At 63.4% G+C, this 23,442-nt stretch carries 20 protein-coding genes and 1 CRISPR repeat array (1 of these 21 only partly in view); of the genes, 5 read left to right on the forward strand and 15 right to left on the reverse strand.

Translation table 11 applies throughout. The annotated features are described in order from the left end of the window. Positions 1-15: 15 nt before the first annotated feature. The 5 genes from J0909_RS06360 to J0909_RS06380 form a co-directional block, all read right to left on the reverse strand. Positions 16-750, reverse strand: a complete 735-nt coding sequence (locus tag J0909_RS06360; protein ID WP_207261413.1) for a TIGR02186 family protein — start codon at positions 748-750, stop codon at positions 16-18. 2 nt (positions 751-752) lie between these two features. Beyond that, positions 753-1,682, reverse strand: a complete 930-nt coding sequence (locus tag J0909_RS06365; protein ID WP_207261415.1) for a sulfite exporter TauE/SafE family protein — start codon at positions 1,680-1,682, stop codon at positions 753-755. A gap of 96 nt (positions 1,683-1,778) precedes the next feature. Further along, entirely contained in the window at positions 1,779-2,207 is a 429-nt protein-coding gene (locus J0909_RS06370) for a universal stress protein (protein WP_207261417.1), read from the reverse strand. 517 nt (positions 2,208-2,724) lie between these two features. Beyond that, on the reverse strand, positions 2,725-4,080 hold the full coding sequence (locus J0909_RS06375; protein ID WP_207261419.1) for a sigma-54-dependent transcriptional regulator: 1,356 nt from the start codon (positions 4,078-4,080) through the stop codon (positions 2,725-2,727). Further along, positions 4,080-5,489, reverse strand: coding sequence for a sensor histidine kinase (locus J0909_RS06380; protein ID WP_207261421.1), 1,410 nt, complete (start codon positions 5,487-5,489; stop codon positions 4,080-4,082). Before J0909_RS06380 ends, J0909_RS06375 begins: the two co-directional genes overlap by 1 nt. A gap of 667 nt (positions 5,490-6,156) precedes the next feature. Here J0909_RS06380 and J0909_RS06385 point away from each other — a divergent pair. From J0909_RS06385 to J0909_RS06400, 4 genes are all read left to right on the forward strand, one after another. Next, positions 6,157-7,299: an iron-containing alcohol dehydrogenase gene (locus tag J0909_RS06385; protein WP_207261423.1), complete on the forward strand. Its 1,143-nt coding sequence runs from the start codon at positions 6,157-6,159 to the stop codon at positions 7,297-7,299. A gap of 1 nt (position 7,300) precedes the next feature. Continuing rightward, entirely contained in the window at positions 7,301-8,542 is a 1,242-nt protein-coding gene (locus J0909_RS06390; protein ID WP_207261425.1) for an ATP-binding protein, read from the forward strand. A gap of 4 nt (positions 8,543-8,546) precedes the next feature. Then, positions 8,547-9,893: a sigma-54-dependent transcriptional regulator gene (locus J0909_RS06395; RefSeq protein ID WP_207261427.1), complete on the forward strand. Its 1,347-nt coding sequence runs from the start codon at positions 8,547-8,549 to the stop codon at positions 9,891-9,893. A gap of 138 nt (positions 9,894-10,031) precedes the next feature. After that, complete coding sequence (locus J0909_RS06400; RefSeq protein WP_207261429.1) at positions 10,032-10,748, forward strand: DUF599 domain-containing protein; 717 nt, start codon at positions 10,032-10,034, stop codon at positions 10,746-10,748. A 24-nt stretch (positions 10,749-10,772) separates the two neighbouring features. Here J0909_RS06400 and J0909_RS06405 read toward each other — a convergent pair whose 3' ends face one another. From J0909_RS06405 to J0909_RS06450, 10 genes are all read right to left on the reverse strand, one after another. After that, positions 10,773-11,168 (reverse strand): universal stress protein, encoded by a 396-nt coding sequence (locus J0909_RS06405; protein WP_286181832.1) that lies wholly within the window; start codon positions 11,166-11,168, stop codon positions 10,773-10,775. A gap of 359 nt (positions 11,169-11,527) precedes the next feature. Beyond that, the gene (locus J0909_RS06410; protein WP_207261431.1) at positions 11,528-12,370 is read right to left on the reverse strand and encodes a glycerophosphodiester phosphodiesterase; all 843 of its coding nucleotides are present in this window, start codon (positions 12,368-12,370) and stop codon (positions 11,528-11,530) included. After that, positions 12,370-13,224 (reverse strand): ABC transporter permease, encoded by an 855-nt coding sequence (locus J0909_RS06415; protein WP_207261432.1) that lies wholly within the window; start codon positions 13,222-13,224, stop codon positions 12,370-12,372. Before J0909_RS06415 ends, J0909_RS06410 begins: the two co-directional genes overlap by 1 nt. Next, on the reverse strand, positions 13,221-14,075 hold the full coding sequence (locus J0909_RS06420) for an ABC transporter permease (RefSeq protein WP_207261433.1): 855 nt from the start codon (positions 14,073-14,075) through the stop codon (positions 13,221-13,223). Before J0909_RS06420 ends, J0909_RS06415 begins: the two co-directional genes overlap by 4 nt. A 4-nt stretch (positions 14,076-14,079) precedes the next feature. Then, positions 14,080-15,165, reverse strand: a complete 1,086-nt coding sequence (locus J0909_RS06425; RefSeq protein ID WP_207261434.1) for an ABC transporter ATP-binding protein — start codon at positions 15,163-15,165, stop codon at positions 14,080-14,082. Between the two features lie 83 nt (positions 15,166-15,248). Beyond that, the gene (locus tag J0909_RS06430) at positions 15,249-16,307 is read right to left on the reverse strand and encodes an extracellular solute-binding protein (RefSeq protein WP_207261435.1); all 1,059 of its coding nucleotides are present in this window, start codon (positions 16,305-16,307) and stop codon (positions 15,249-15,251) included. Between the two features lie 211 nt (positions 16,308-16,518). Then, entirely contained in the window at positions 16,519-16,932 is a 414-nt protein-coding gene (locus J0909_RS06435; RefSeq protein WP_207261436.1) for a GFA family protein, read from the reverse strand. A 57-nt stretch (positions 16,933-16,989) separates the two neighbouring features. Continuing rightward, on the reverse strand, positions 16,990-18,318 hold the full coding sequence (locus J0909_RS06440; protein ID WP_207261437.1) for an amidohydrolase: 1,329 nt from the start codon (positions 18,316-18,318) through the stop codon (positions 16,990-16,992). A gap of 184 nt (positions 18,319-18,502) precedes the next feature. Further along, positions 18,503-18,799 carry a hypothetical protein gene (locus tag J0909_RS06445; RefSeq protein WP_207261438.1) on the reverse strand — a complete coding sequence of 99 codons (297 nt, stop codon included), beginning with the start codon at positions 18,797-18,799 and terminating at the stop codon, positions 18,503-18,505. A 191-nt stretch (positions 18,800-18,990) separates the two neighbouring features. After that, the gene (locus J0909_RS06450; protein ID WP_207261439.1) at positions 18,991-20,226 is read right to left on the reverse strand and encodes an NAD(P)-dependent oxidoreductase; all 1,236 of its coding nucleotides are present in this window, start codon (positions 20,224-20,226) and stop codon (positions 18,991-18,993) included. Between the two features lie 451 nt (positions 20,227-20,677). Here J0909_RS06450 and J0909_RS06455 point away from each other — a divergent pair, with 451 nt between their 5' ends. After that, positions 20,678-21,412 carry a hypothetical protein gene (locus J0909_RS06455; protein WP_207261441.1) on the forward strand — a complete coding sequence of 245 codons (735 nt, stop codon included), beginning with the start codon at positions 20,678-20,680 and terminating at the stop codon, positions 21,410-21,412. A gap of 197 nt (positions 21,413-21,609) precedes the next feature. Then, positions 21,610-23,442: direct repeats of the CRISPR family, unit length 32 nt; unit sequence GTTTCAATCCACGCCCCCGGGTGGGGGGCGAC; it runs 7,568 nt beyond the window's last position.

Genomic DNA, 23,442 nt, shown 5'->3' on the forward strand with positions numbered 1-23,442 from the left:
GCCGGTCCTCCCGCCCTAGTGGGCGCCCCCGCGTTCCTTGAAGACCATGCTCATGAACAACCCGGCCAGAATGGCGATGATCACGGCGGCCACGCCGTAGAGCAGCGAGTGGTCGAAGGCGAGCTTGGCCAGGAAGGCGGGCAGCCCGACGAGCTTGGCGTGCAATTCCTCGGCGGCCATATCCACGATCTTGCCGTCCTTCACGGCCAGGACTTCCACCCGGTACACCCCCTGGTGCATAGCCGACGGCACGGCCAGTTCGGCCCGGAAGGAGCGTACGCCGTCCTCCTTACCGGTATACTGGATCACGCCGTTTTCCACCGCGTAGAAGCCGTCCTGCTCCATGAGCTTGATAAACTCGTCATAGAGCCAATCTTCGGTATCGCCCTTGACCGAGCGGAAGGCAAGGTCCGAGTGTTCCCAGTCCATGTCGGACATGCCGTCCGTGCCCATCAGGAAGACGTCGGGAACGCCCTTCACCTCCACCGCGCCAAGGTTCATCCACAGCAGGCCCAGCGCCTTGCCCTTCTTTTTAAAGGTCTTGTCGCGCGGCTCGCCGAGCAGGCGGATAACCGCGCTGGTGCCTTGGGGGATCCGGCCGGTGATGGTCACCTTGGTCCCGTCGTAGCCGGTGCCGATGGCCACAAGGTTGGGGCGCAGAGTCATTTTGACTGCGGCCGCGGCATGGGCCGGGGCGGACAGGATCAGGACGGCCAGCAGGGCCGCGCAAAGGTATGCGAACTTATTCATGACTAGTGACCTCCGGTGACGGCCAGCAGCACGTCGGGCGTGACCAGCAGGTTGAGCAACATCTTGACCATGACGGCCAGGACCAGAGTAGCCAGCAGGATCTTGAGCTGTTCGCCCTTGAGCTTGCGGCTGATGCGGGTGCCGAACTGCGCGCCCAGGGTGGAGCCGAGCAGGAGCAGGACCGCCAGGACGAAGTCCACGGTGTGGTTGGTGTAGGATTGCAGGATGGTCACGTTGATGCAGGTGAACAGAATCTGGAACAGGCTGGTGCCCACGACCACGTGCATGGGCATGCGCAACAGGTAGACCATGATCGGGACCATGATGAATCCGCCGCCCACGCCCATGATGGCCGCGAGAACGCCCACCAGGACGCCGAGCACCAGGGGCATGAGCATGGACAGCCGCACCCCGGACTTGACGAAGTCGGTCTGGAAGGGAAGCTTCTCCATCATGGCCGCATAGCACGACTTCTTGACCGGCTTGGCCGGCGCGCCCGCCTCGGGGGCCCTCTTGCGCAGGCTCTGCACGGATTCAATGAACATGTACGCCCCCACGCCGCCGAGCATGAGCACGTAGGTGACGTTAATCAAGAAATCGGCATTGCCCATGGCCCGCAGGATCTTGATCACCTGGACGCCGCCGAAGCCGCCGAGCACGCCGCCGATGAGGAGTAGGATGCCCATCTTGAAATCCACGTTGCCCAGCCGGTAGTGGGCCAGGCAGCCCGAGGTGGACGCGCCCACGATCTGGTTGGAATCCGAAGCCGCGGCCACGGTCGGCGGGATGCCGAACATGATCAGAAGCGGCGTCATCAAGAACCCGCCGCCGACACCGAAGATGCCGGACAACAGGCCGACGAACCCTCCCAGGGCGAATACCAGGAACACGTTGACGCTGTTCCCGGCGATGGGAAGATACATATGAAACATCGATACTCCTCCACAGGTTGAAATCCATCTTCCGGACCGGACCCGTCGCCGGGCCCATGCCGTAAGCTCCCCGCCTCGCCCCCTTCGGGAGGCGGATCACTTGCGCTTGCCGTGCGCGGACACCTTCTGCACCACCTCCACCTCGCAGCGGGTGGTGGTGTTTACCGCGTCAATCACCTTCATCAGCTTGGAATACAGGGATTGGCGGCCCGACGGCGGGGCCCCGATGAAGAGTTTGGTCACGTTGTTCTCACGGATGAACTTGGGAATCTCCTCCTCCATCCGTCCCCGGACCACGTAGTAATCGAGACGTGCGCCCTCAAAGCGCCCTTCGGCCAGGATCGACTCCAGCCGCTTTTCGGGCGACCCGATCCACTCCTCGGTGTCCCCGGCCCCGTCGAATTCATCGTCCGCCACCAGAAGGATGGAGACGTTGACGGCCATGCGCCGGGTCAACCCCATGGCGTAATAGGCGAGCCACAGGCTGGATTCCGATTTGTCCACCACGATCAATACGTTCTTCATGTTTCCCGTCCGTCGGCTCCCATGAGCAAGGGAGGTGCCAAGACGTTCGTGGGCATGACATTCTTAATGCATTGACATATAAGTGTTTTATTTTTTCGAGACCGTCCACGGGGTCGATTTTTGGCCATTTCGTGTTTCAAAATGAAATACGAAAGGCCGAGCGGGCAGAATCCCGGACGGCTCGGCAACGAGATGGCGTGTTGCTCTTCAACAGATTAAGATACAATGAAATAATGCTTAATCAACGGGGAAGACGGAACGGATGTGGGCCTAGGGAGCATGTTTCATTTTGAAAAATACAGACAGGACAATGGGGACTCCGACCCTCTTTTCGCCCAAATCGTGTTTCAAAATGAACAAGCGCCCAAAAAAGCCCAGGAGGACCGATCCCAAGCGCGCCGTTTTTTTTCAAAAAAACGCGACGCCCCGTCGGCCGGGAAGGCCGAAGGCTCAACCCGCAAAACGGCGCCCTGTGGGATAAGATGAATGAGGGAGGGTGCTTGCGCGGCGTGTCCGGCTAGTCTTCGTCCGCGTCCAGGCCGAATTTCTTGAGCCGTCGCCACAAGGTGGTCCGGGGGATGCCCAGGATGGAGCTGGCCAGCCCCTTGTTGTGGCCGGTGGCTTCGAGCACGCGCTGGATATGCCGTTTTTCGACCTCTTCCAGGGGGAGCAGGCCCGGGGTGCCCAGATTGCTGAAGGTCAGGTTGAGCAGGTCGGGCGGCAGCTCGCGCAGGCCGATGATCTCGCCGTCGGCCAGGGCCACGGCGCGCTGGATGATGTTTTCGAGTTCGCGGACGTTGCCCGGGTAGTTATACTGGGTCAGGACCTCCATGGCCTGGGGCGAAATGGAGGCGACCGCCTTGCCGAACCGGGCGTTGAAGGTGGCCAGGAAGTGGTCGGCCAGGAGCGGGATGTCCTCGCGCCGCTCGGCCAGGGTGGGCAGGTAGATGCGCACCACGTTGAGACGGTAGAAGAGATCCTCGCGGAACTGCCCGGCGGCCATGGCCTCCTGGAGATCCCGATTGGTGGCCGCGATGATGCGGATGTCGAGGTCGATGGGCTGGGTGCCGCCCACGCGCAGGATGCGACGGTCCTGGATGACGTGAAGCAGCTTGACCTGCATGTTCAGGGGCATCTCGCCGATCTCGTCCAGGAAGACCGTGCCGCCGTTGGCCGATTCGAGCAGTCCGATCTTGGTGGCCGTGGCCCCGGTGAAGGCGCCCTTCTCGTGGCCGAACAGCTCGCTGGAGATAAGCTCCTCGGTGAATCCGCCGCAGTTGAAGGAGACGAAGGTCTTGCTCTTGCGCGGCGAGAGGTCGTGGATGGCCTTGGCCGCGCGCTCCTTGCCCGTGCCGGTGTCGGCCTGGAGCAGGACCGTGCAGTTGACCGGCGCGACCTTGCGGATCATGGCGAAGACGTCGAGCATGACCTGGCTGGCCCCGAGAAAGTCCTTCAGCGGCGGGACTTCGTCCAGGGCCTCCTTGAGCCGCCGGTTCTCCTCGCGCAGTTCGAGCTTTTCCAGGGCCTCCCGGGCCACGGCCCTGATTTCCTGCAACCGGAACGGCTTGACGATGTAGTTGGCCGCACCCTTGGCCGTGGCCTCCACGGCCGAGGCGATGGACCCGTGGCCGGTGATGATCACGGCCTCCACGTTCTCGAACCCGGTCTTGACCGCCTCCAGTATCTCGATGCCGTCCATATCCGGCAGCTTCAGGTCGATGAAGGCGAGCTGAAAGGGCCGTTCCGCCATGCGCGCCAAAAAGTTGTGGCCCAGCCCGAAAGTCTCCACTTCGAAGCCGAGCTTCTCCAGCGCCCTGCCGACCATTTTCGCCGCCTGCGCCTCGTCGTCGATAACCGCCGCGCGAAATCGCATCACGCCTCCTTGAAGTCGGGTTCGTCGGCCAGCACGGGCAAACAGACGGTAAACGTCGTGCCCGTTCCCTCCTCGCTGTGCACGTCGATGGCCCCGCCGTGCTTCTTGAGAATGCCGTAGATGATGGAAAGCCCCAGCCCCGTGCCCTTGCCCACCGGCTTGGTGGTGAAGAACGGGTCGAAGATACGGCTCAGGGTGTCCTTGTCCATGCCGCAGCCGGTGTCGGACACGTCCACGCACAGCCGTTCCCCGTCGCGCCGGACCCTGACGCCGAGGGTGCCGCCCTTTTCCATGGCCTGATCCGCGTTGAGAAAAAGATTGATGAAGACCTGTTGCAGGTAGTGCATGTCGCCGTGGATGTCCGGCAGCCCCTCGGGCAGGTCGGTCTGCACCTTGATACCGTTCAGGGAGAGCTGGTTGCCCACCAGCTTGAGGGTCTGGCGGATGACGTTGTTCATGCTCAACCGGGCCAGGGGCCGCTCCTCCTCGCGCGAGAAGTCCAGGAGGTTGCGGACCACCTCGGAGGCCCGGCCCGTCTCGTTGATGATATCGCCGAGCAATTCGCGGACCTCCTCCTCGGGCAGATCCTCCAGCTCCTCCAGGAGGGTGTCGGCGGTCAGGGAAACGTTGTTCAGCGGGTTGTTCAGCTCATGCGCGATGCCCGAGGTCAGGGTGCCGATGGAGACCAGCTTGCGGGCTTCGACGAGTTGCTCCTGGCGCTCGTCCAACTGGGCGGCCATGGACTGGAAGGCTGAGCGCATCATCATCGAGATGGGGTCCTGGCTGGTCAGGTGCTGGACAGCCTCGTAGTCGCCCTTGGCCACGCCGTCGGCGGCCCGCTGGACGTAATTCAAGCGGTCCAGGATCTTGCGCGCCTGCCAGAGATAGACCGCGGTAATGGATATGAGGATCAGGGACATAACCGCCAGGGGCATGAACAGGATGCGGTCCAGGGCGTCGTGGATGGTCTGCTTCTTGGTCGTGAGCAGGGACTGGGCCCCTTCCACCAGCCGGGCGCCGTGCTGCCGGGTATCGTCCGCCACGGACGCGTCGCCGTTGGCCAAGGCATGCAGCAGCCCGCGGTATTCGGCGATGTCGTCGAGCAGGCCGTCGTAGATCCCCCGGCCCGTGATCTCCTCGATCTTGGGCTTGAGCAGGGTCACGGTGTGCTCGGCGCGGTCCAGGTAGACCAGGGCCTCGCCCAGGCTGCCCGGCTCGGGGTAGAACATGAAGTTCTTCTCGTACCGCCGGGTCTCCAGGATGTCCGAGACCACGTCGTGGAACTCGTCCATGACGGTCAGCCGCTCACGGAAGGCCACGATGTTCCACCAATACATGCCCATGGTCAGGAGCATGAACAGGATAAAGGCGACGCCCACCAGAAGGACCTTGATCTTCAACGACTGCATATATGCTCCGAGAGTTTCCACGACGCCCGGCGGGGCAAGGGCCACACATGCGGCCCCGGAACGCCGGGGACAACGGGTACTTTCGCCCCAAACCGGCCAAAAAATCAACTTCGACCCTTCTCCCTGTTTTTATGCGGGTCATTACGACCCGACAAATGACCGCATTTGGGTCATTACGAAACGTAATGGGCTCGCGGCCGTCTCCGGTTTCTGGATCATTTCCCCCCGCCTGAGAAAATTCATGTCTTTCCCTCAAACGAGTGGTTTTGCAGCGCTAGTATTATATCAATATCATGCACGAAATAGGTGCTCAAACCCTGCTCCTCAAGGGCTGGCCCCGTATTTGCTCAAGCAGACATGCGGTCCAATATGTAAATCAAGAAGATTCCCATGAGCGCCATCAAGGCAACGAACCTTGTCGCGGTTGAAGAGACGGCCGCCGATCGCACGGCGGCCCTGGAATAAGCGTCGCAGGGCCCGGGCAACGGCATATCACGTTTCAGGAAATCCTATGCGCCGCATGGCCAGCGGATTGGCCGGGCGCGCCTGGCCGGAGTTCCAGCCAGGTGAAACAACGAGCCAACCATTCAAGGTGAAAGAAGTTATTGCGCCAAGCGTCTTGATAGGGGATGGTCAAAAGGATACAATTATACCAAAGGACTACACTGTGGACATATTCAAGTTCGCTATACCGGAAGTGATTTTCGGCCGGGGAAGCCTGCAATATGCCAGTATTTGCGCCAAACGTCTGGGGGCGTCCAAGATTTTCGTGGTCTCGGACCCCGGCGTGGAGAAGGCGGGCTGGGTGGAGGCCCTGCTCGACATCCTGCGCCGGGAAAACCTCGATTTCGTCTACTTCAACGACGTAATGCCCAACCCGCGCGACTTCGAGATCCAGAACGGGGCGGCGCTCTATCGTCAGGAGGAGGCGGACGTGGTCATGGCCCTGGGCGGCGGCAGCCCCATGGACGCGGCCAAGGGCATCGCCCTGATCGTCAGCAACGGGGGCTCCATCGCCGACTACGAGGGCGCCAACCTGGTGCGCCGCCCCCTGCCTCCCATGGTCTTCATCCCCACCACCATGGGCAGTGAGTCGAACATTTCCCAGTTCACGGTAGTCTCGGATATGGAACGGCGGGTCAAAATGACCATCATCAGCCGGACCCTGGTGCCGAACATCTCAATCACCGACCCGCTACTCCTGGAAACCCTGACCCGGGAGCAAATCATCCCGCCGCTGTTCGACTCCCTGGCCCATGCCGTGGAGTCCTACGTCTCGCCCATTGCGAATCCGTTCACCGAGTCGTGGAGCCTCAAGGGGCTGGACCTGCTCATGCAGCACATCCGCCCCGCTTTGGAATACCGTCGGCTGGAGGATCTCGAGCAACTGGCCATAGCGGGGACCTCGTCGGGCATGGCCTTCACCAACGCCAGCGTGGGACTCGGGCACGCCCTGGCCCACGCCCTGGGCGGCATGCACGACGTGGTCCACGGCATGGCCCATTCCCTGCTGCTGCCCAGCGTCATGCGCTACAACCTGCCCGTCTGCGAGGACAAGATGGCCAAGATGGGCGAAATCATCACCGGCAAGCGACTGAGGACCGCCGAGGCCACGGCCCTGGCGGGCATCGAAGCCCTGGAGCGGCTGCGCGAGGAGATCGGCCTCCCCTGCCGCCTGCGGGAGATACTGCCCGACCGGACCATGCTGCCCCAGGCCAGCCACAACGCGGTCAAGGACATCTGCCTGCTGACCAACCCCCGGCCGGCGGACTGGAAGGATATCCTGAACATCTACTACGAGATGTGGTGACATGACCAAGGAAAACGGTAACGGCGACCCCGTCCCCGGGACCCGCGCGCGCCTTGAGGACATCATCGGCATCGAGTCCATCAAGCTCGGGTTCTTCAAGGAAGTCCAGAAGACCATCAACGAGCTCAAGGCCTCGAACATCGAGCTGGAACAGAAGCGGCGCGACGTCCAGGACATCCTCAACGGCATCCCGGACGTGGTGGCCGTGGTCTCGCCGGACTACCTTGTGCTCTCGGTGAACAGCGCCTTTTCCGACACCTACGGCGACCGCGATCCCATCGGCTTGCCCTGTTACAAGGTCTTCAAGGGCGCCAAGCGGCCCTGTTCGCCCTGCCCCCTGGTCATGACCCGGGAAGAGGGCCGCAAGGTCTGCCGCCAATTGCAGATCATGAACGTAGACGGCGAAAACCGGCAAATCGAGTGTTCGGCCGCGCTCATGCCCGGCACCGGAGAAACCCCGGGCAAGGTCCTGCTTCTGCATCGCGACGTCACCGTGGAAAAGCAGTACCAGGCCAAATATTTCCAGGCCGAGCGCATGGCCACCGTGGGCGTGCTGGCGGAGGGCGTGGCCCATGAGATCAACAACCCCCTGACCTCCATCCGGGGGTTCGCCGAGGCCCTCTATAGCCATCTCGAGCGGATGGGAGGCTGCCTTAAGGGCGGCGAGCCGTGCGTGGAACTACTTGAAACATATGACGAATACCTGGACATCATACTCAAGGAATGCCACCGCTGCTCGGAGATCGTCCAGAATCTGCTCAGCTTCGGGCACCGCGACGTGCGCACCATGTCCATCGTCAATATCAACAATCTCATCCTCAACTGCCTGAAGCTGCTCCACCCCCGCCTATCCGCCCTGCCGCCCGGGATCATCCGGCTGGCCCTGTCCGAGGAGGAGCCGTGCGTCATGGGCCATCCCGGCGAGCTGATGCAGGTGGCCCTGAACCTGATCCTCAACGCCCTGTACGAGATACGCGACATCGGGACCATCGACATCTCCACCCGGGTGAACGGAAGCATGATCCTGCTGCGGGTCTCGGACACGGGCGGGGGCATCGCGCCCGAGGTCATCGACAAGCTCTTCGAGCCGTTCTTCACCACCAAACCAGCGGGCCAGGGCATCGGCATCGGCCTGTCCACCTGTTACAACATCATCATGAAGCACGGCGGCGAGATCACCGCCTCGAACGCCCCCGGCGCGGGTGCGATCTTCGAGGTCATCCTGCCCTTGCTTGAGGAATAACGTCATGGCGAAGCCAGAGATCAACCGCGTCCTGGTAGTGGACGACGAGCCCTTCATCCGCAAGCTGGCCGAACGCGAGCTGGCCCGGCCGGGCAGGGAAGTGACCACTGCGGCCACGGCGGCCCAGGCCCTGCGCCTGGCCAAGCGGGGCGGTTTCGACGTGGTCCTGTTGGACGTGCGCCTGCCCGACGGCAACGGCAACCGGTTGCTGGAGCATTTCCGCGAGACCCTGCCCGATGTGGAGGTCATCATGATCACCGGCTACACCCAGGTGGACAGCGCGGTGGAGGCCATGAAAGCCGGGGCCTACGACTACGTGACCAAGCCGTTTTCCCTGGATCGCATGAACCTGCTCGTGGACCGGGCCTTCCAGCGTCGGCTCATGCAGCGGGAACTGCGCAGCCTGCGCCGAACCAAGGGAGGCAAGCCGAGACAGCCGATCATCGGGACCTCGGCTCCCATGCGCCAGATAGGCTTCCTGGTGGACAAGGTAGCGCCCACGGACGCCCCCGTGCTCATCACCGGCGAAAGCGGCGTGGGCAAAAACGTGGTCGTCAACGTCCTGCACGACCGCAGCGCCCGGGCGGACATGCCGCTCATCATCAAGAACTGCGGCGCATTCAACAAGGAACTGTTGCGCAGCGAGTTGTTCGGCTACTGCAAGGGAGCCTTCACCGGAGCCGACTCCTCCCAGGAAGGCGTCCTGGCCCAGGCGGACAAGGGGACCCTGTTCTTCGACGAGGTGGGCGAACTGCCGCTGGAGGTCCAGGCCATGCTCCTGCGCGTTTTCGAGTCCCAGCGCTACCGCCGCGTGGGCGACCGCGAAGAGCGCGGCGTGGACGTGCGATTCCTGTTCGCCACCAACCGCGACTTGGCCCGGGAAGTGGAGGACGGCCGCTTTCACGAGGCCCTCTACCACCGGCTGAACGTCTTCCGCATCGACATCCCGCCGCTTCGGGAGCGCAAGGAGGACATCCCCCCGCTCATAGAGCACTTCCTGCACAACCTCTACCCGGACCGGCCACCCTATCGGCTGTCCAAGCGGGCCGGGCAGAGCATGATCACCTACAACTGGCCGGGCAATGTCCGCGAACTGCGCAACGTCATCGAACGGGGCATCATCCTGGCCGAGAACGATCTGATCACCACCAAATGCCTGCCCTCGGACATCGCCCGTTCCCTGGAGGAAGGCGAGAACTGCGCTCCGCTGCCCACCCTGGAGCAGCAGGAAAAGCGCTACATCCTGCGGGTCATGGAACATGTCGGCCAAAACCGCACCCAGGCGGCGCGCATCCTCGGCATCGGACGCAAGACCCTGTACCGCAAGTTGCTCGCCTTCGCGGAGAAGTAGGCTTCCCGGAGCCATTCCCGCGCCCGCCGGACGCCCCGAACCAGTAATCGGCCCAGGCGAAGAGCCGGTGGCTTTTCCCGCCCGAACAGGCTATCCTCGGCGGCGGATCGACGACCCGCTCAGGGAGGAGTGTTTCCGATGCAGAACCTTTTCGCCCCGCACCTTATGGACATCATCTGCCTGGCGGCGTCCGCCGGGCTCTTCTCGTCCCACCACCTGTACGTGCGCCACAAACTCAAGACCAATCCGACCTATTCCCTGTACGGTGCCACCACCCTGGCCAGGACGGCCTGGGTGGTCAACGTCATGGAGGAGAAAAACGACATCCTGGCCGTGCAGACCCTGCGCAATTCGACCATGGCCGCCACCTTCCTGGCCTCCACCTCCATCCTCCTGGCCGTGGGGCTGCTGACCCTGTCCGGCCAGGCCGACAAGCTGGGCGAGACCTGGCATGCCCTGAACCTCTTCGGCTCCAGGGCGGAAAGCACCATCACCCTCAAGCTCCTGGTCATCCTCGGGAACCTGTTCATCGCCTTCTTCAACTTTTCATTCGCCATCCGGCTGTTCAGCCACGTCGGTTTCTTGATCAACACCCCGCCCGAGGAAGGGAGCTACGGGGCGTCCATCACCTTCGTGGCCATGGAGCTGAACAAGGCGGGCAGCTATTTCCACATGGGCATGCGCGCCTACTACTTCCTGGTGCCGCTCATCTTCTGGCTGTTCAGTCCCCTGTTCATGCTCGTGGCCACCATCACCCTGGTGGCGCTCATGTCGCGGATCGAAAAAACCCCGCCCCTGGACTGCGAATACCTCGGGGGCCTGTTCAAGAATTCCTGTCCCATGCCGCGCGAATAGGCCTGTTCCCGACCGGGCGGGAGCTCAGGAGACCACCCAGACCGTATGGGCCTTGGCGTGGTGGACGAGCTTGTTGAAAACACTGCCGAACAGAAATTCCCCGGCTTTGGACACGCCTCTGCGCTCGGCGACCAATGTGCCGTAGCCGCCCTCATCGGCTATATCCAAAATCTCCAAGGAGCGGTTTCGGCCGTGGCTGCAATCCACCGCGCCCTCGGGCCGAGCCGCGCAACTATCGATGTATTGGCTGCAAATCTCCTCGGCGGCCAGGCCCCCCGCTTCCAGAACGGCCCTGACCTGGTCGAGAAAGGCCCGCATGACCGGGGAGTGCTCAAGGCACTGCCCGGACCAGGCATCCTTGACCAGATCGCCCATGCTCCAGACCTGCTTGTCCGCGCAGTAAATGAGGATATTGCCCAAGCCGAAGGTATCCAGGCCGTAGGGATTCTCGTGAAATTCGAAGAGGTGGGCGAAATCGACCCAGCGGATCGCCCTGTGCCGTACTCGACGAACAAGTGGTCACGCCGGAAGGCCATAGACGTACTTGCCGATCTTGCGGCCTGGACAATATCCATGAATTGCGTGGTGTCCGTGAAGACCTTGCCGCGCGCCGGACGGGGAACTCCGGCATATATCGCTCCACCAGCCCCCGACCTCCTCGGGCATGGCGGACCTCGCCTGACCGGTTCCCGGAGGAATGTCCGACTCTGTCACAAGATCCGGCCGGGGAGCGGACGACAAGCATCCATTCCGGCGGGCGGCCGGGATGGCGCGGGCGGCTACCGCACGGTCAGGCGGCGGCGCAGGGTCTGGGGGTAATCGGTGATGATGCCGAAGCAGCCCGCATCCAGGAGGGACAGGGCCCGGTCCATGTGATTGACCGTGTACGGAGAGACATGGATGCCCACCCCGGCCAATCTGCGGACCAATGCCTCGTCCAGGATGGCCTCGTCCGGATGATAGCCCACCGCGCCCAGATCGGCGAGGTAGCGCTCGATGTCCTCGGGATGGCGCTCCTCCACCAGGGCGGCCAGGGGAATCTCCGGGGCCAGGCGGCGCACCTCGGCGAGGTAATCGTGGTTGAAGGATGAAATCAGGATAAGGTCCTCGGCCTTGGCCTCGCGGATCTGGCGCAGGACCTGGGAAACGATGGACAGATCGCCGGGGGCGTAGGACAGATCCTTGATTTCCAGGTTCATGGGAAAGTCGTTGCGCCGGGTGAAGGCCAGGGCCTCCTCCAAGGTGGGGATGCGCTGGCCGCGCATGCGTCCGAGGTCGGCCTCGCGCACTTCGCCGCGCGCGATGGTCCCGTAAGGGTCCTGGGCCGCGAACCACGACCCCGCGTCCAGGGAGCGCAGTTCTTCCAGGGTGAACCGATGCACGGGCCACGGCGCACGCTCGCAGAACTCGGGCCGGGCGGACACGTCCGTGGTCCGGCCCAGGTCGTCGTCGTGAAAGACCACCAGTTTGCCGTCGGCCGTCCGCTGCACGTCCATCTCCCAAAAATCGGCGCCCAGCACCATGCCGAGCTCGGCGGCCAGCATGGTGTTTTCGGGAGCCAGGGAACGCGCGCCGCGATGGGCGCCGACATAACCGCCATTTTGCAGATGATCGAAGAACATCAATCCGTCTTCCTGTTGAAATAAAAATTGACCAGGGCGAGCAGCGAGGTGCCCATGATGAGCATCAACGAAACCGCGTTGATGACCGGAGTGGAACCGTCGCGCACCTGGAGATAGAGGTTGATGGGCAAAGTCGGTTCCGAGCCGACCAGAAACAGCGTGGTGTTGAAGTTCTCGAAGCTCATCAGGAAGGCCACGGCCCCGGCCCCGACGATGGCGGGCCGCAGATATTTAAGCGTGATATGCCAGATGACCCCGAACTGGGTGGCCCCGAGATTCAGGGCGGCCTCCTCCAGCGAGGTGTCGAACTTGCGCAGGCGGGCCGAGACCACCAGGGTGACGAAGGTGGAGATGAACGAGAACTGGCCCAGCACCACCAGCCAGAAACTCGGACGAAAGATATCGAAATCCAGGCCGAAGGTCTCGTCGAAAAAGATGCCCGCCGTGTTGGCCGCGAGCAGTTGGGAGATGCCCAGGATCACGCCGGGGACGACCAACGGGGCGAGCATAAGCAGGTAAAGCAGCCCCTTGAAGCGAAAGTGTTCCTTCTCGAACAGGAAGCTCGCGCAGGTGCCGACCACCACGCTCAGGATGGACACGAAGAAGGCGGTCTCGAAGCTGGTCAGGATGGCCCGCAGGTTCTGCTCGTCGTGGAACAGCCCCACCCGGTCCGGGCCGTCGGCCAGGAACCAGTCCAGGCTGAACCCTTGCCATGGCAGGGACGGAAAATCCGAGTTGTTGAAGGCCAGCACGCAGGTGACCACCAACGGCGCGAACAGAAAAACGAAATAAAGGACGATGAACCCGTTGAAGGCCCAGTCGTATCCTTTGGAACGCGGCAGGGAGCGGATCATGAAGCCACCTCCCCGAGTTTCTGGCCCGACAGTTTGAGGCCCGCCCAGATGATCAGGGAACTCAGGACCAGGAGCAGGAAACCGAAGGCCGAACCCTGGTTCCAGTTGAAGCTGGCGATGAACTGATTGTAGATCTGCTCGGTGAACCACAGGGAGTTCTTGCCGCCCATAAGGTTCGGGGTCAGGTAATTGCCCAGGGTGAGCATGAAGACCACGATAGCCCCGGAGGTAATGCCCGGCTTGCAGTGCGGAATGATGATGGTTCGCCAGATGGCCGTCTTGCGCGCCCCCAGGTCGTGGGCCGCCTCGATGAGGCTGTCGTCCAGGCTGTCCATGACCGAGACCAGGGGCACGACCATGAAGAGCATGGAGGTATAGACCAGCCCCATGATCATGGTTGCGTCGTTGTAGAGCAGCTCCACGGGCCTGTGCAGGATGCCGAGCTTGACCAGGAAGAAATTGAGCACGCCGGACTCGCGCAGCAGGATCATCCAGCCGTAGATGCGCACCAGCTCGCTGACCCAGAACGGCAGGAGGATGAGAATCATCAACGCGCCCTGGATCCGGACCCGGGCCAGCTTGGAGATATAGAAGGCCACGGGCATGGCCAGGATTAGGGTGATGCCGGTGGTCACGATCGCATAGAGCGCGGTGCGTACAAAGGTCAGCCAATAGATGGGCTCAGTGAAGAAATTCAGGTAGTTCTGAGCCGTCCAGACTATGTCGCCGTAGTCGTTCTCGCCCCGGAAGCTCATGAGCAGCAGGTCGATGTGCGGCAGGACGATGAGCAGCAGGAGCCACATGAGCACCGGGGCCAGGAATATCCAGAAGGCAAGACGCGACCGGGGCAAGGCGCTAATCCCCCGCCCGGAAGCAGATGCCCGACTCCGGGTGCCAGCCCACGCACACTTTGTCGCCGGGCCGGATGTGGTCGAACTTGCGGTTTTGCGGCAGGGTGACGATCAGTTCTCGATCCTCGCCGGTAACCGTGAGCAGGCGGCTGTTGGCCCCGTCGAAGAGGATGGACTTGACGGTCACGTCGAAGGTGTTCAGCCCGGCGCACTCACGGGGCTCGATGCGCATGGCCTCGGGCCGGAGGAATAGATCCACCCGCTCACAGCCCGCGCAGGAGGCGTGCGCCCGGGTATGGAAGGCATATCCCTCGTCGGTCGCGATGAGCACCTCGCCGCGATCCAGGGTCTGGGTGACCGTCCCGCGCCACCGGTTGTTGTCGCCCACGAACTCGGCCACAAAGGGGGTCTCGGGCTGGCCGTAAAGCTCCTGGGGCGTGCCCACCTGCTCAAACCGGCCGTTGTGCATGACCGCCACGTGGTCGGACATGACCAGGGCCTCGGACTGATCGTGGGTGATGTAGACGAAGGTCGTGCCCACTTTGGCCTGGAGCTTCTTCAGCTCCACCTTCATCTGCTCACGCAGCTTCAGGTCCAGCGCGCCCAGGGGCTCGTCCAGAAGGAGCACCGAGGGCTCCAAGACCAGGCAACGGGCGATGGCCACGCGCTGTCGCTGGCCGCCGGAAAGCTGTTCGACCCGCTTGTCGCCGAAGCCGGGCAATCCGACCCGCTCCAGGATGGCCTCGGTCCGCTTCCGGACCTCGGCCCCGGCCACGCCGCGCCGTTTCAGGCCGAAGGCCACGTTCTCGGTCACGTCCATCATGGGGAACAGGGCCAGATGCTGAAAAACCAGGTTCACGGGACGCCGGTTGGGCGGCACCCCGAGCATATCGCGGCCGCGGATCTCGATGCTCCCGGAACTGGGATTCTCGAATCCGGCAATCATGCGCAAAAGCGTGGTCTTGCCGCAGCCGGACGGGCCGAGAATGGAAAAAAACGACCCGTCGGGCACGTCGAAGGACACGCCGTCCACGGCAGTGAACTCGCCGAAACGCTTCACCAGGGCTCGGACAGAAAGATCATTGGTCATAGGCGTCAATTGGTTGTGTACGGAATGAGGCGGAGAGCCTCGTCGGCTCCCCGCCTCGTGCTGTCGTCTTGCACCGGGTCAGACTAGTTGGAGGCCTTGATCTTGTCCAGAACTTTGCCTTCCAGGCTTTCGAGCTTGGCCGGAACCGGCGGATACCACTTGATGTTGTCGATGACATCCTGCGGGAAGGAGCGGCTGAAGTTGTCGGCCACGGCCTTGGTTGTGTATTCGAGCGCGCCCTGGGACGCGGTGGCATACTTTTCCTGGGAGGAGAAATAGCCGCAGTTCTCGGGCTTCATCATGAAATTGATCCACTTGTAGGCGGCGGCCACGTTCTCGGCCTTGGCCGGGATGGCGAAGGTGTCGATCCAGCCGAGCGCGCCCTCCTTGGGAGCCTTGAAGTCGATGGCCGAATTGTCGCCGTGGAGTTTCCACCCGCCCGCGTCCCAGGCCATGGCCACAAAGACTTCGCCGGAACGCATGGACTCGATGAGCGCGTCGCCGTTGGCCCAGTAGTTCTGGACGATGGGCTTGGCCTCGATCAGGGTGTCGGCCACCTTGTCGAGCATGGCCTTGTAGCCCTTGACGTCGGCGTACAGGGCGAATGGGTCATAGCCCAGGGCGAATCCCATGGCGATGAGGGTCGGGCGCTTCAGCCGGTAGCTCACCCGGCCCTTGTACTTGGGGTCGATGAGGGCCTTGAAGGAGTCCACGCCCGGCGCCTTGTCATTGTTGACGATCAGGCCGGAGGTGCCCCAACAGAAGGGCACGGCGTAGGACTCACCGTCCACCAGGGTGTTCTTCTTGACCGCCTTGAGCATGGACGGAATGAACAGTTTGGAATCAATCTTGGCGTAGTCAAGGGGCTGATAAATGTGGAACTTCTCCTGGACCGACGAGATGCGGTCCTGGGAAGGTTGGACCAGGTCGAAGCCCGCGCCGCGGGTGGCGCGCAACTTGGCGATCATCTCCTCGTTGTTGGAAAAAGTCACCTCGACCTTGATGCCGGTTTCCTCTTCGAACTGCTCGACGAGCTTCTGGGGCGCATAGCCCTTCCAGGTCAGGAGTTTGAGCGTTTCGGCCCGCGCCGTCCCGGCGAAAGCGAACATTGCCAGCAGGAAAACCACGAAAATCCGTTTCATCATCATCTCCATTTGCACGTGTTGGGTTGATTCGGACGTTTGTTACAGTCATCCGGCCCGTTGCGCAATATCGCTTTGTTACAAACGCATTAACTTATCACTTCGCCCGGCGAGCGCCCGGCCGAATCCAGGGCCAGGGCGTCGTCCACCTTGAGGGCCACGCCGGACAGGCCGCGAATGTCCTATAATGGCAAAACGCGACGAGGCCGGGTCATTCCTGGTCCGGCAAGCCCTCAAAGACCGGCACGGCTTCCAGGCCGTTGTCCCAATCGGCCCTGCGGGCGTGAAAAATGTGCCCATCGGGCCGGATCGGCACCTCGGTGTCCAGACTCCCGGCGGGCACGACCAGAAGCGCGCCGTCCATCTGAACGTTCGGCAGGGCCGAACCGCAAATGGTGCAGAAACTCTTGATGTGCCCCGTGCCGTTGAAATCGAAGGTCCGCACCAGATCCTCGCCGCGCAGCCAGTGCAGACGGGCCGTGGACGAAAACAGATTGGCCGCGTGGGCCGAGCCGGTGTCCTTGCGGCAACGCTCGCAGTGACACAGATAGAATTGCTCGAAATCCCCTTCCACCTCAAATTGCACGGCCCCGCACAGGCAGCCGCCGACATGTTTCCCGGACATACGCATTCCTCACCTCGCCCGGCCAACCCGAAAGGGCGGCCGTCGCGCGTTATCGGTCTATCCCCGCCTCGGGGGGAGGTTCAGGCAGGCCATGGCGCAACGGGCGAACAACTCCACGCCGGGAACCAGACACGCCTCGTCGAAATCGAAACGGGGATTGTGGTGCCCGGCGGCCAGATCACTGCCGAGCAGAAGGTAGGCCCCCAGGCCGCCCCGAGCCTGCACCGCGCCGAGCAGCAGAGCGAAATCCTCGCTGGCGCGCATATCGACGCCGTCCCGGATGTCGGAGAAGCACCCCATGGCCTCGGCCGCGCGGCGCACCACGGCCACCACCCCGGGGTCGCTCCGGCCGCTGGGCGACCGGCCCGCCACCATGATTTCATGGTCCACGCCGTACATCATAGCCGCCCCGGCCACGACCTCCCGCGCCCGTTCAAAGACGAAACGGTCGATCTCGGTGGTCCGGCCGCGCGTCTCGGCCTGGAGCTCGGCCTTGGCGGGGATGACGTTGCGCCCCTGCCCGGCGTGGAGCGTTCCCACGGTGATCCGCGACGCCCCTTGCCCGTGGCGCGAAATGGCGTGCAGATTCAAGGCCGCGTTGGCTGCGGCCAGCAGGGCGTTGCGCCCCTGCTCCGGAGCCGCTCCGGCATGGGCCGCCATCCCGGTGAAGACCGCGTCGAATTTGGTGGTGGCCAAAAATCCCTCCACGCCGCAGACCACCTGCCCGGTTTTGGGCGCGCGCAGCCCGATGTGCCCGCCCAGGAGGTAATCAACGCCGTCGAGCACGCCCGCGTCCGCCATGGGCCCGGCCCCGCGCACGCCCTCCTCGCCGGGTTGAAATATCAGCCGGACCGTGCCGCGCAAGCGATCCCCGAGAGTGGCCAGAATCTCGGCCACGCCCAGCCCGATGGCCGTATGCCCGTCGTGACCGCAGGCGTGCATGGCCCCCGCGTTGACCGAGCCGAAGCCCTCGCGGTGGGGCCGGTGACCGTCGTCACGGGCCTCGTCCAGGTCGTTGGCGTCCATGTCGAAACGCAGGGCCACCACCGGACCGGGGCCGAAGCAACGCTCGCCAACCACCCCGGTCAGACCACCCGCCATGCGCCCTATAAGCGCCGGGTCGCCGCCTTGGGCCGCCGCCCGCTCCATATGGGTCGCCAACTCTCCGGCCGGGGGCGCGCCGAGCATGGATTCACGGCGCACCACCTCCCCGCCCAGGCGAACCGCATACCCGGCCGCCGCAAGCGCCCGGGCCGCCAGGGAAGCGGTCCGAAACTCGGTCCAGGCCGTTTCCGGGTACTTGTGCAGGTCGCGCCGCCGGGCGATGAGTCCGTCCGCAAGCCCGGCCGCCAGCCGGCCGATATCCGTGGTCGCGTGATCCGTCATGTCCTTCCTCCGTTCGAGCGTTTCCCTGTTGTGGCCCAACGGACGGCCAAATGCAAAGGGCTACGCGCAATCCTGAACGCCCCCGGACGCGAAACGGCCCGGAAGGATCGCCTTCCGGGCCGTCGCCACCCGGCCAGAGGCCGGGATAATTCATTTCGCGCCGGGCCGTTATCCGGCCCGATGCCTAGTCGTGGTTATGGCCGTGGCCGTCGCCGTCGTCGTGGGCATGATCCACGCTGTGGCTGTGCGTGCCGTGGCCGTGCTCATGCTCGCCCTCGGGCCCGTGCTCATGGCCGTGGCTGTGCGAGTGACTGTGCACATGGCAGTGTTCGTGAACATGAGTAGTGCCGTCCTCGTGGGTATGCTCGTGCACATGGCAGTGCTCGTGTTCATGCTCGTGCTCATGCGCCACCTTGTCGCCGTGGGCGTGCTTGTGAGCCACCTTATCCTTGCCGAGATTGCATCCGCAGTCCTTGCACATGATGTCGCTCCTTGGGGCTGAAGTGTTCCGTCTACATAGAGTATGTATTCGATTTCCCCCCGGGACAAGTCCCGCAAGAAAATTCTTTTCATGTCCAGCCCAAGAGACCCCCGCCCGACGAGTGACACGCTTTCGCACGAAAGCCGCATCCGTCCGCGCCCAGGCGCACGATCCGCCGCCCGGTGCCGGAATCAGCCGTCCAGTCCGGCCACGTAGTCCATGATGGCCTGGGCCGAACGCTTGGAACGGCTCACGGCCTCGGCCACGGTTTTGGCCCCGGTGACCACGTCGCCCGAGGCGAACACGCCATCACGGGTGGTCCGGCCGTCCTCGTCGGTGATAATCAGACCCGTCTTGCCCACTTCCAGGCCGACCAGGTTGGAGCGCGGGGCCTGGCTGACCGCGATGAAAGTCGAGTCGGCCTTGAACAAAAACTCCGAGCCCTCCACGGGCTCCACCCGCGACCGGCCGTCTTCGCCTTCCACGACCCGTGTGTCCACACAGATCACGCCTGCATCAACCAACTCCTCGGGGGAGGTGTAAAAGCGGAAACGGACGCCATCCACCTTGGCGTACTCGTACTCGTACTTGGTGGCGGTCATGTCCGCCTCGCCCCGGCGGTAGAGCACGGTGACCTCGTTGGCGCCCTTGCGCAGGGCGGTCCGGGCCACATCCATGGCCACGTTGCCCGCACCGATGACCGCGACCCGGGAACCCAGGGTGTAGACGCCGGGATTCTGGAGATAATGGATGGCGTAGTGCACGTTGCCCAGGGTCTCGCCCTTGAGGCGCAACGGCTTGGGATTCCAGACCCCGGTGCCGATGAAGACCGCTTTGTAGTCGTCCCGGAACAGGTCGTCGAGGCCGATGACCGGCCCGATGAGCGTGTTGGGCCGGATCTTCACCCCCAGGCCCAGGAGCTTCTCCTTGAGCTTTTCGAGGATGTCCTTGGGCAGACGGAAATCCGGGATGCCGTATTGGAGCACTCCGCCGATCCTCTCCTTGGATTCGAACAGGGTCACGTCGAATCCCTGCCGGGCCAGGATAATGGCCACGGTGATCCCGGCCGGGCCGGACCCGACGACGGCAATGCGCTTGGCGTTGTTGCCGTTTTCCGGCCGCTCGGGCTGGAACTGCTCCAGATAATAGCGGGAGATGTATTGCTCGATGCTGCTGACCTGAACCGGCGCACCCTTTCTGCCCAAGATACAATGTCCTTCGCAGAACCGCTCGTGCGGACAGATCAGCGAACAGATCGAGGTCAAGGGGTTGTTGTCGAACAACAACGCGCCCGCCTTGCGCATGTCGCCCTCAAGCAGGGCCTCGACCATGCGGTTGGCCGGAGTCGATACGGGACAGCCCTTGCTGCACTGCGGCTTGCGGCATTGCAGGCAGCGCGCCGCCTCTTCTATGATGTGTTTACCCATTCCCTTTCCTTCTGGATTGTCGGTGTGACCCGGCGGACCGGACAGACAGATGGTCCTACAGCAAGTCCCGGCCGTGTGCAATTCCTGGATGCCCGCCACAACGCGGGGGGAATTTCCCCCGGCAAACGCCCCGAAGCAAGGCGCATGGCCATGACCGACAAAATCCTTCGGAAGGATGGGGCCGTTTCGGCCCAATGGACAGCACCTGCGTCGATTCACCAACACGTTGCAATAAGTGGAATATTTTCAAACAGACAGGACCGAAGCGCCCGTTCTGGATACGACAACGCGCTCATGCGATACGTCGATGCGAACAACATGTTTAATAGAACAGGATAATTGACATGCCAATGGGAGCGCAATAATAGATTCCCCCTGCCCGGAATGCCGTGCAAATTCCCTGTCCGCAAGGCTCGGGCCCCCGCCCTGGCCCGATAATCACGAGGCTGCCATGCACTATTATCTCTGCATCGACGATACCGACAACCTGGAGACCAAGGGCACCGGCTGGCTGGCCGAACAGGCCTGCAACGAGATGAAGGACCTGGGGCTGGGTTCGTTCTCGGCCATCAGCCGCCACCAGCTCTTCGTCCACGAAGACGTGCCCTACACTTCGCACAACAGTTCCCTGTGCGTGGAGGTGGGAGATTGCGGCGCCCCCGAACCGATCCTCCGCCACATGCGGACGTTTCTCGAACGCAACGCCGCGCCCGGCTCCGATCCCGGTTTGTGTCTGGTTCCCGAGACCCTGTCCGGCGAGGCCCGGAAACGGCTCATCCGCTTCGGCAACGATGCCAAGCGCACGGTGCTGAACAAGGGGCTGGCCTACGGACTGGCGGGGGAACTGGGCGTGCACCTGTCCGAACACGGCGGCACGGGCGACGGAGTGATCGGCGCCCTGGCGGGCGCGGGACTGCGCATGGGCGGCGAAGATGGCCGCTATCGGGGCTGGCACCACCTGGGCCCCGAAGGATCGGCCCTGCCCGCCGGGGAGATCGCCCGACTGTGCGGCGCCCACCACATCCAGGACCAGGCGGGCACCGAAGTGGCCGCCGACACCCCTGTCCTGCTCCAGGAACGCATCAAGCTTATCCGCCGTCACGGCCTGGCCGTGCTCCTGGCCCGACCCGACAAACCGGGCGGAACCCTGCGTTTGCTGCACAAGAGCGAACTGAAGGCATATTGATCCCACGGCCCGCCCGGCCCTGAAACAACGAGAGCCGGGGACACCCCGGCCCTCCTCCGCCCGATAGCCCCATCCACGCCCCCGGGTGGGGGGCGACTAATCGAGATTACGCGGATCGGTTTGCTCACGTAGTTTCAATCCACGCCCCGGGTGGGGAGCGACCAGGCTACGCTCGGGCATGCCCGCTTGATGTACTTGTTTCAATCCACGCCCCCGGGTGGGGGGCGACCGGCAAACTGGACGGAGACGCCCTACGTGTTTGACGTTTCAATCCACGCCCCCGGGTGGGGGGCGACACCGACTCACGAAAGATAGGGATGTATTCGTGCTGTTTCAATCCACGCCCCCGGGTGGGGGGCGACCTGGACTCCGGCCCTGCAACTGCTGCCCGCCCCTGTTTCAATCCACGCCCCCGGGTGGGGGGCGACCTTGATCAAAATACGATATATCCTTGCGGGCATCGTTTCAATCCACGCCCCCGGGTGGGGGGCGACATGACGAGTTCAACGAGCGGTTTGTGACCGAGGAGTTTCAATCCACGCCCCCGGGTGGGGGGCGACGCGGTCATGCAGGTTGCCAACTTACCGCTGGAGTAGTTTCAATCCACGCCCCCGGGTGGGGGGCGACCGCATTTGGCCTGGGCAAGACGCTCATGCAGTTGGTTTCAATCCACGCCCCCGGGTGGGGGGCGACTCGAACTGCTTGTTGAAGGTCGCCTTCAGGTTGGTGTTTCAATCCACGCCCCCGGGTGGGGGGCGACTACCAGGTCTCCAACGTCTGGGGCGAGTGGGGCGTTTCAATCCACGCCCCCGGGTGGGGGGCGACTAGCCAAAGCACGCACACCCCCCCGGCCGGGTGCGTTTCAATCCACGCCCCCGGGTGGGGGGCGACACCAATCCATGATAGCAACCTGGACGTCTACCAGGTTTCAATCCACGCCCCCGGGTGGGGGGCGACATGGCAAAGGAAAAAACGGTTCACCTGAGTGTCCGTTTCAATCCACGCCCCCGGGTGGGGGGCGACGTTGTATGTATGACCTTGGGAGATCAAGTAGTTGTTTCAATCCACGCCCCCGGGTGGGGGGCGACGATCTGGGTCAGGGTGATGACGACAGCGCAACCGTTTCAATCCACGCCCCCGGGTGGGGGGCGACCATGGGCGACGATCGTATGCGGGTCATGTTCCAGTTTCAATCCACGCCCCCGGGTGGGGGGCGACAATTCCCGCTCCGGTCTTTGTTGCCCGAGCTACGGTTTCAATCCACGCCCCCGGGTGGGGGGCGACTTTAGACCTGGACCCCCTCCCCTCCTTTCGATCCAGTTTCAATCCACGCCCCCGGGTGGGGGGCGACGCGCTGACCGGCGGGGCCTCCCATCCGGTTGCCCGGTTTCAATCCACGCCCCCGGGTGGGGGGCGACGACATCCGGCTCGTCGCCCGGGGGCGCATCAGCCAGTTTCAATCCACGCCCCCGGGTGGGGGGCGACACAGCCGATCTAGCGGTATGAACGTCGACTACTGGTTTCAATCCACGCCCCCGGGTGGGGGGCGACGGCTTGCCGCCGACATCTCCCAGGCCGTTGACGAGTTTCAATCCACGCCCCCGGGTGGGGGGCGACTAGGAGCTGCCATCGGGTACAGCCTATTTTGCAGGTTTCAATCCACGCCCCCGGGTGGGGGGCGACCTGATTATCCAGCATCTGACCAACCGGCCATCCCGCGTTTCAATCCACGCCCCCGGGTGGGGGGCGACCGCCGAGCTCGCAGGAGGCGACCCCCTCAAGCGGGTTTCAATCCACGCCCCCGGGTGGGGGGCGACAAGCGGTTCCGGGCGGCCTGTATGCGGGGCGGGATGTTTCAATCCACGCCCCCGGGTGGGGGGCGACGCGGGTGAGCGCGGACAGCGAGACCTTGCAGGTCCAGTTTCAATCCACGCCCCCGGGTGGGGGGCGACCATTAGACGGGCAGCACATATACTCAATGCTCGAGTTTCAATCCACGCCCCCGGGTGGGGGGCGACCAGTGGGGGGAC

Source organism: Desulfovibrio sp. Huiquan2017 (genome assembly GCF_017351175.1).
GTDB lineage: Bacteria > Desulfobacterota > Desulfovibrionia > Desulfovibrionales > Desulfovibrionaceae > Pseudodesulfovibrio.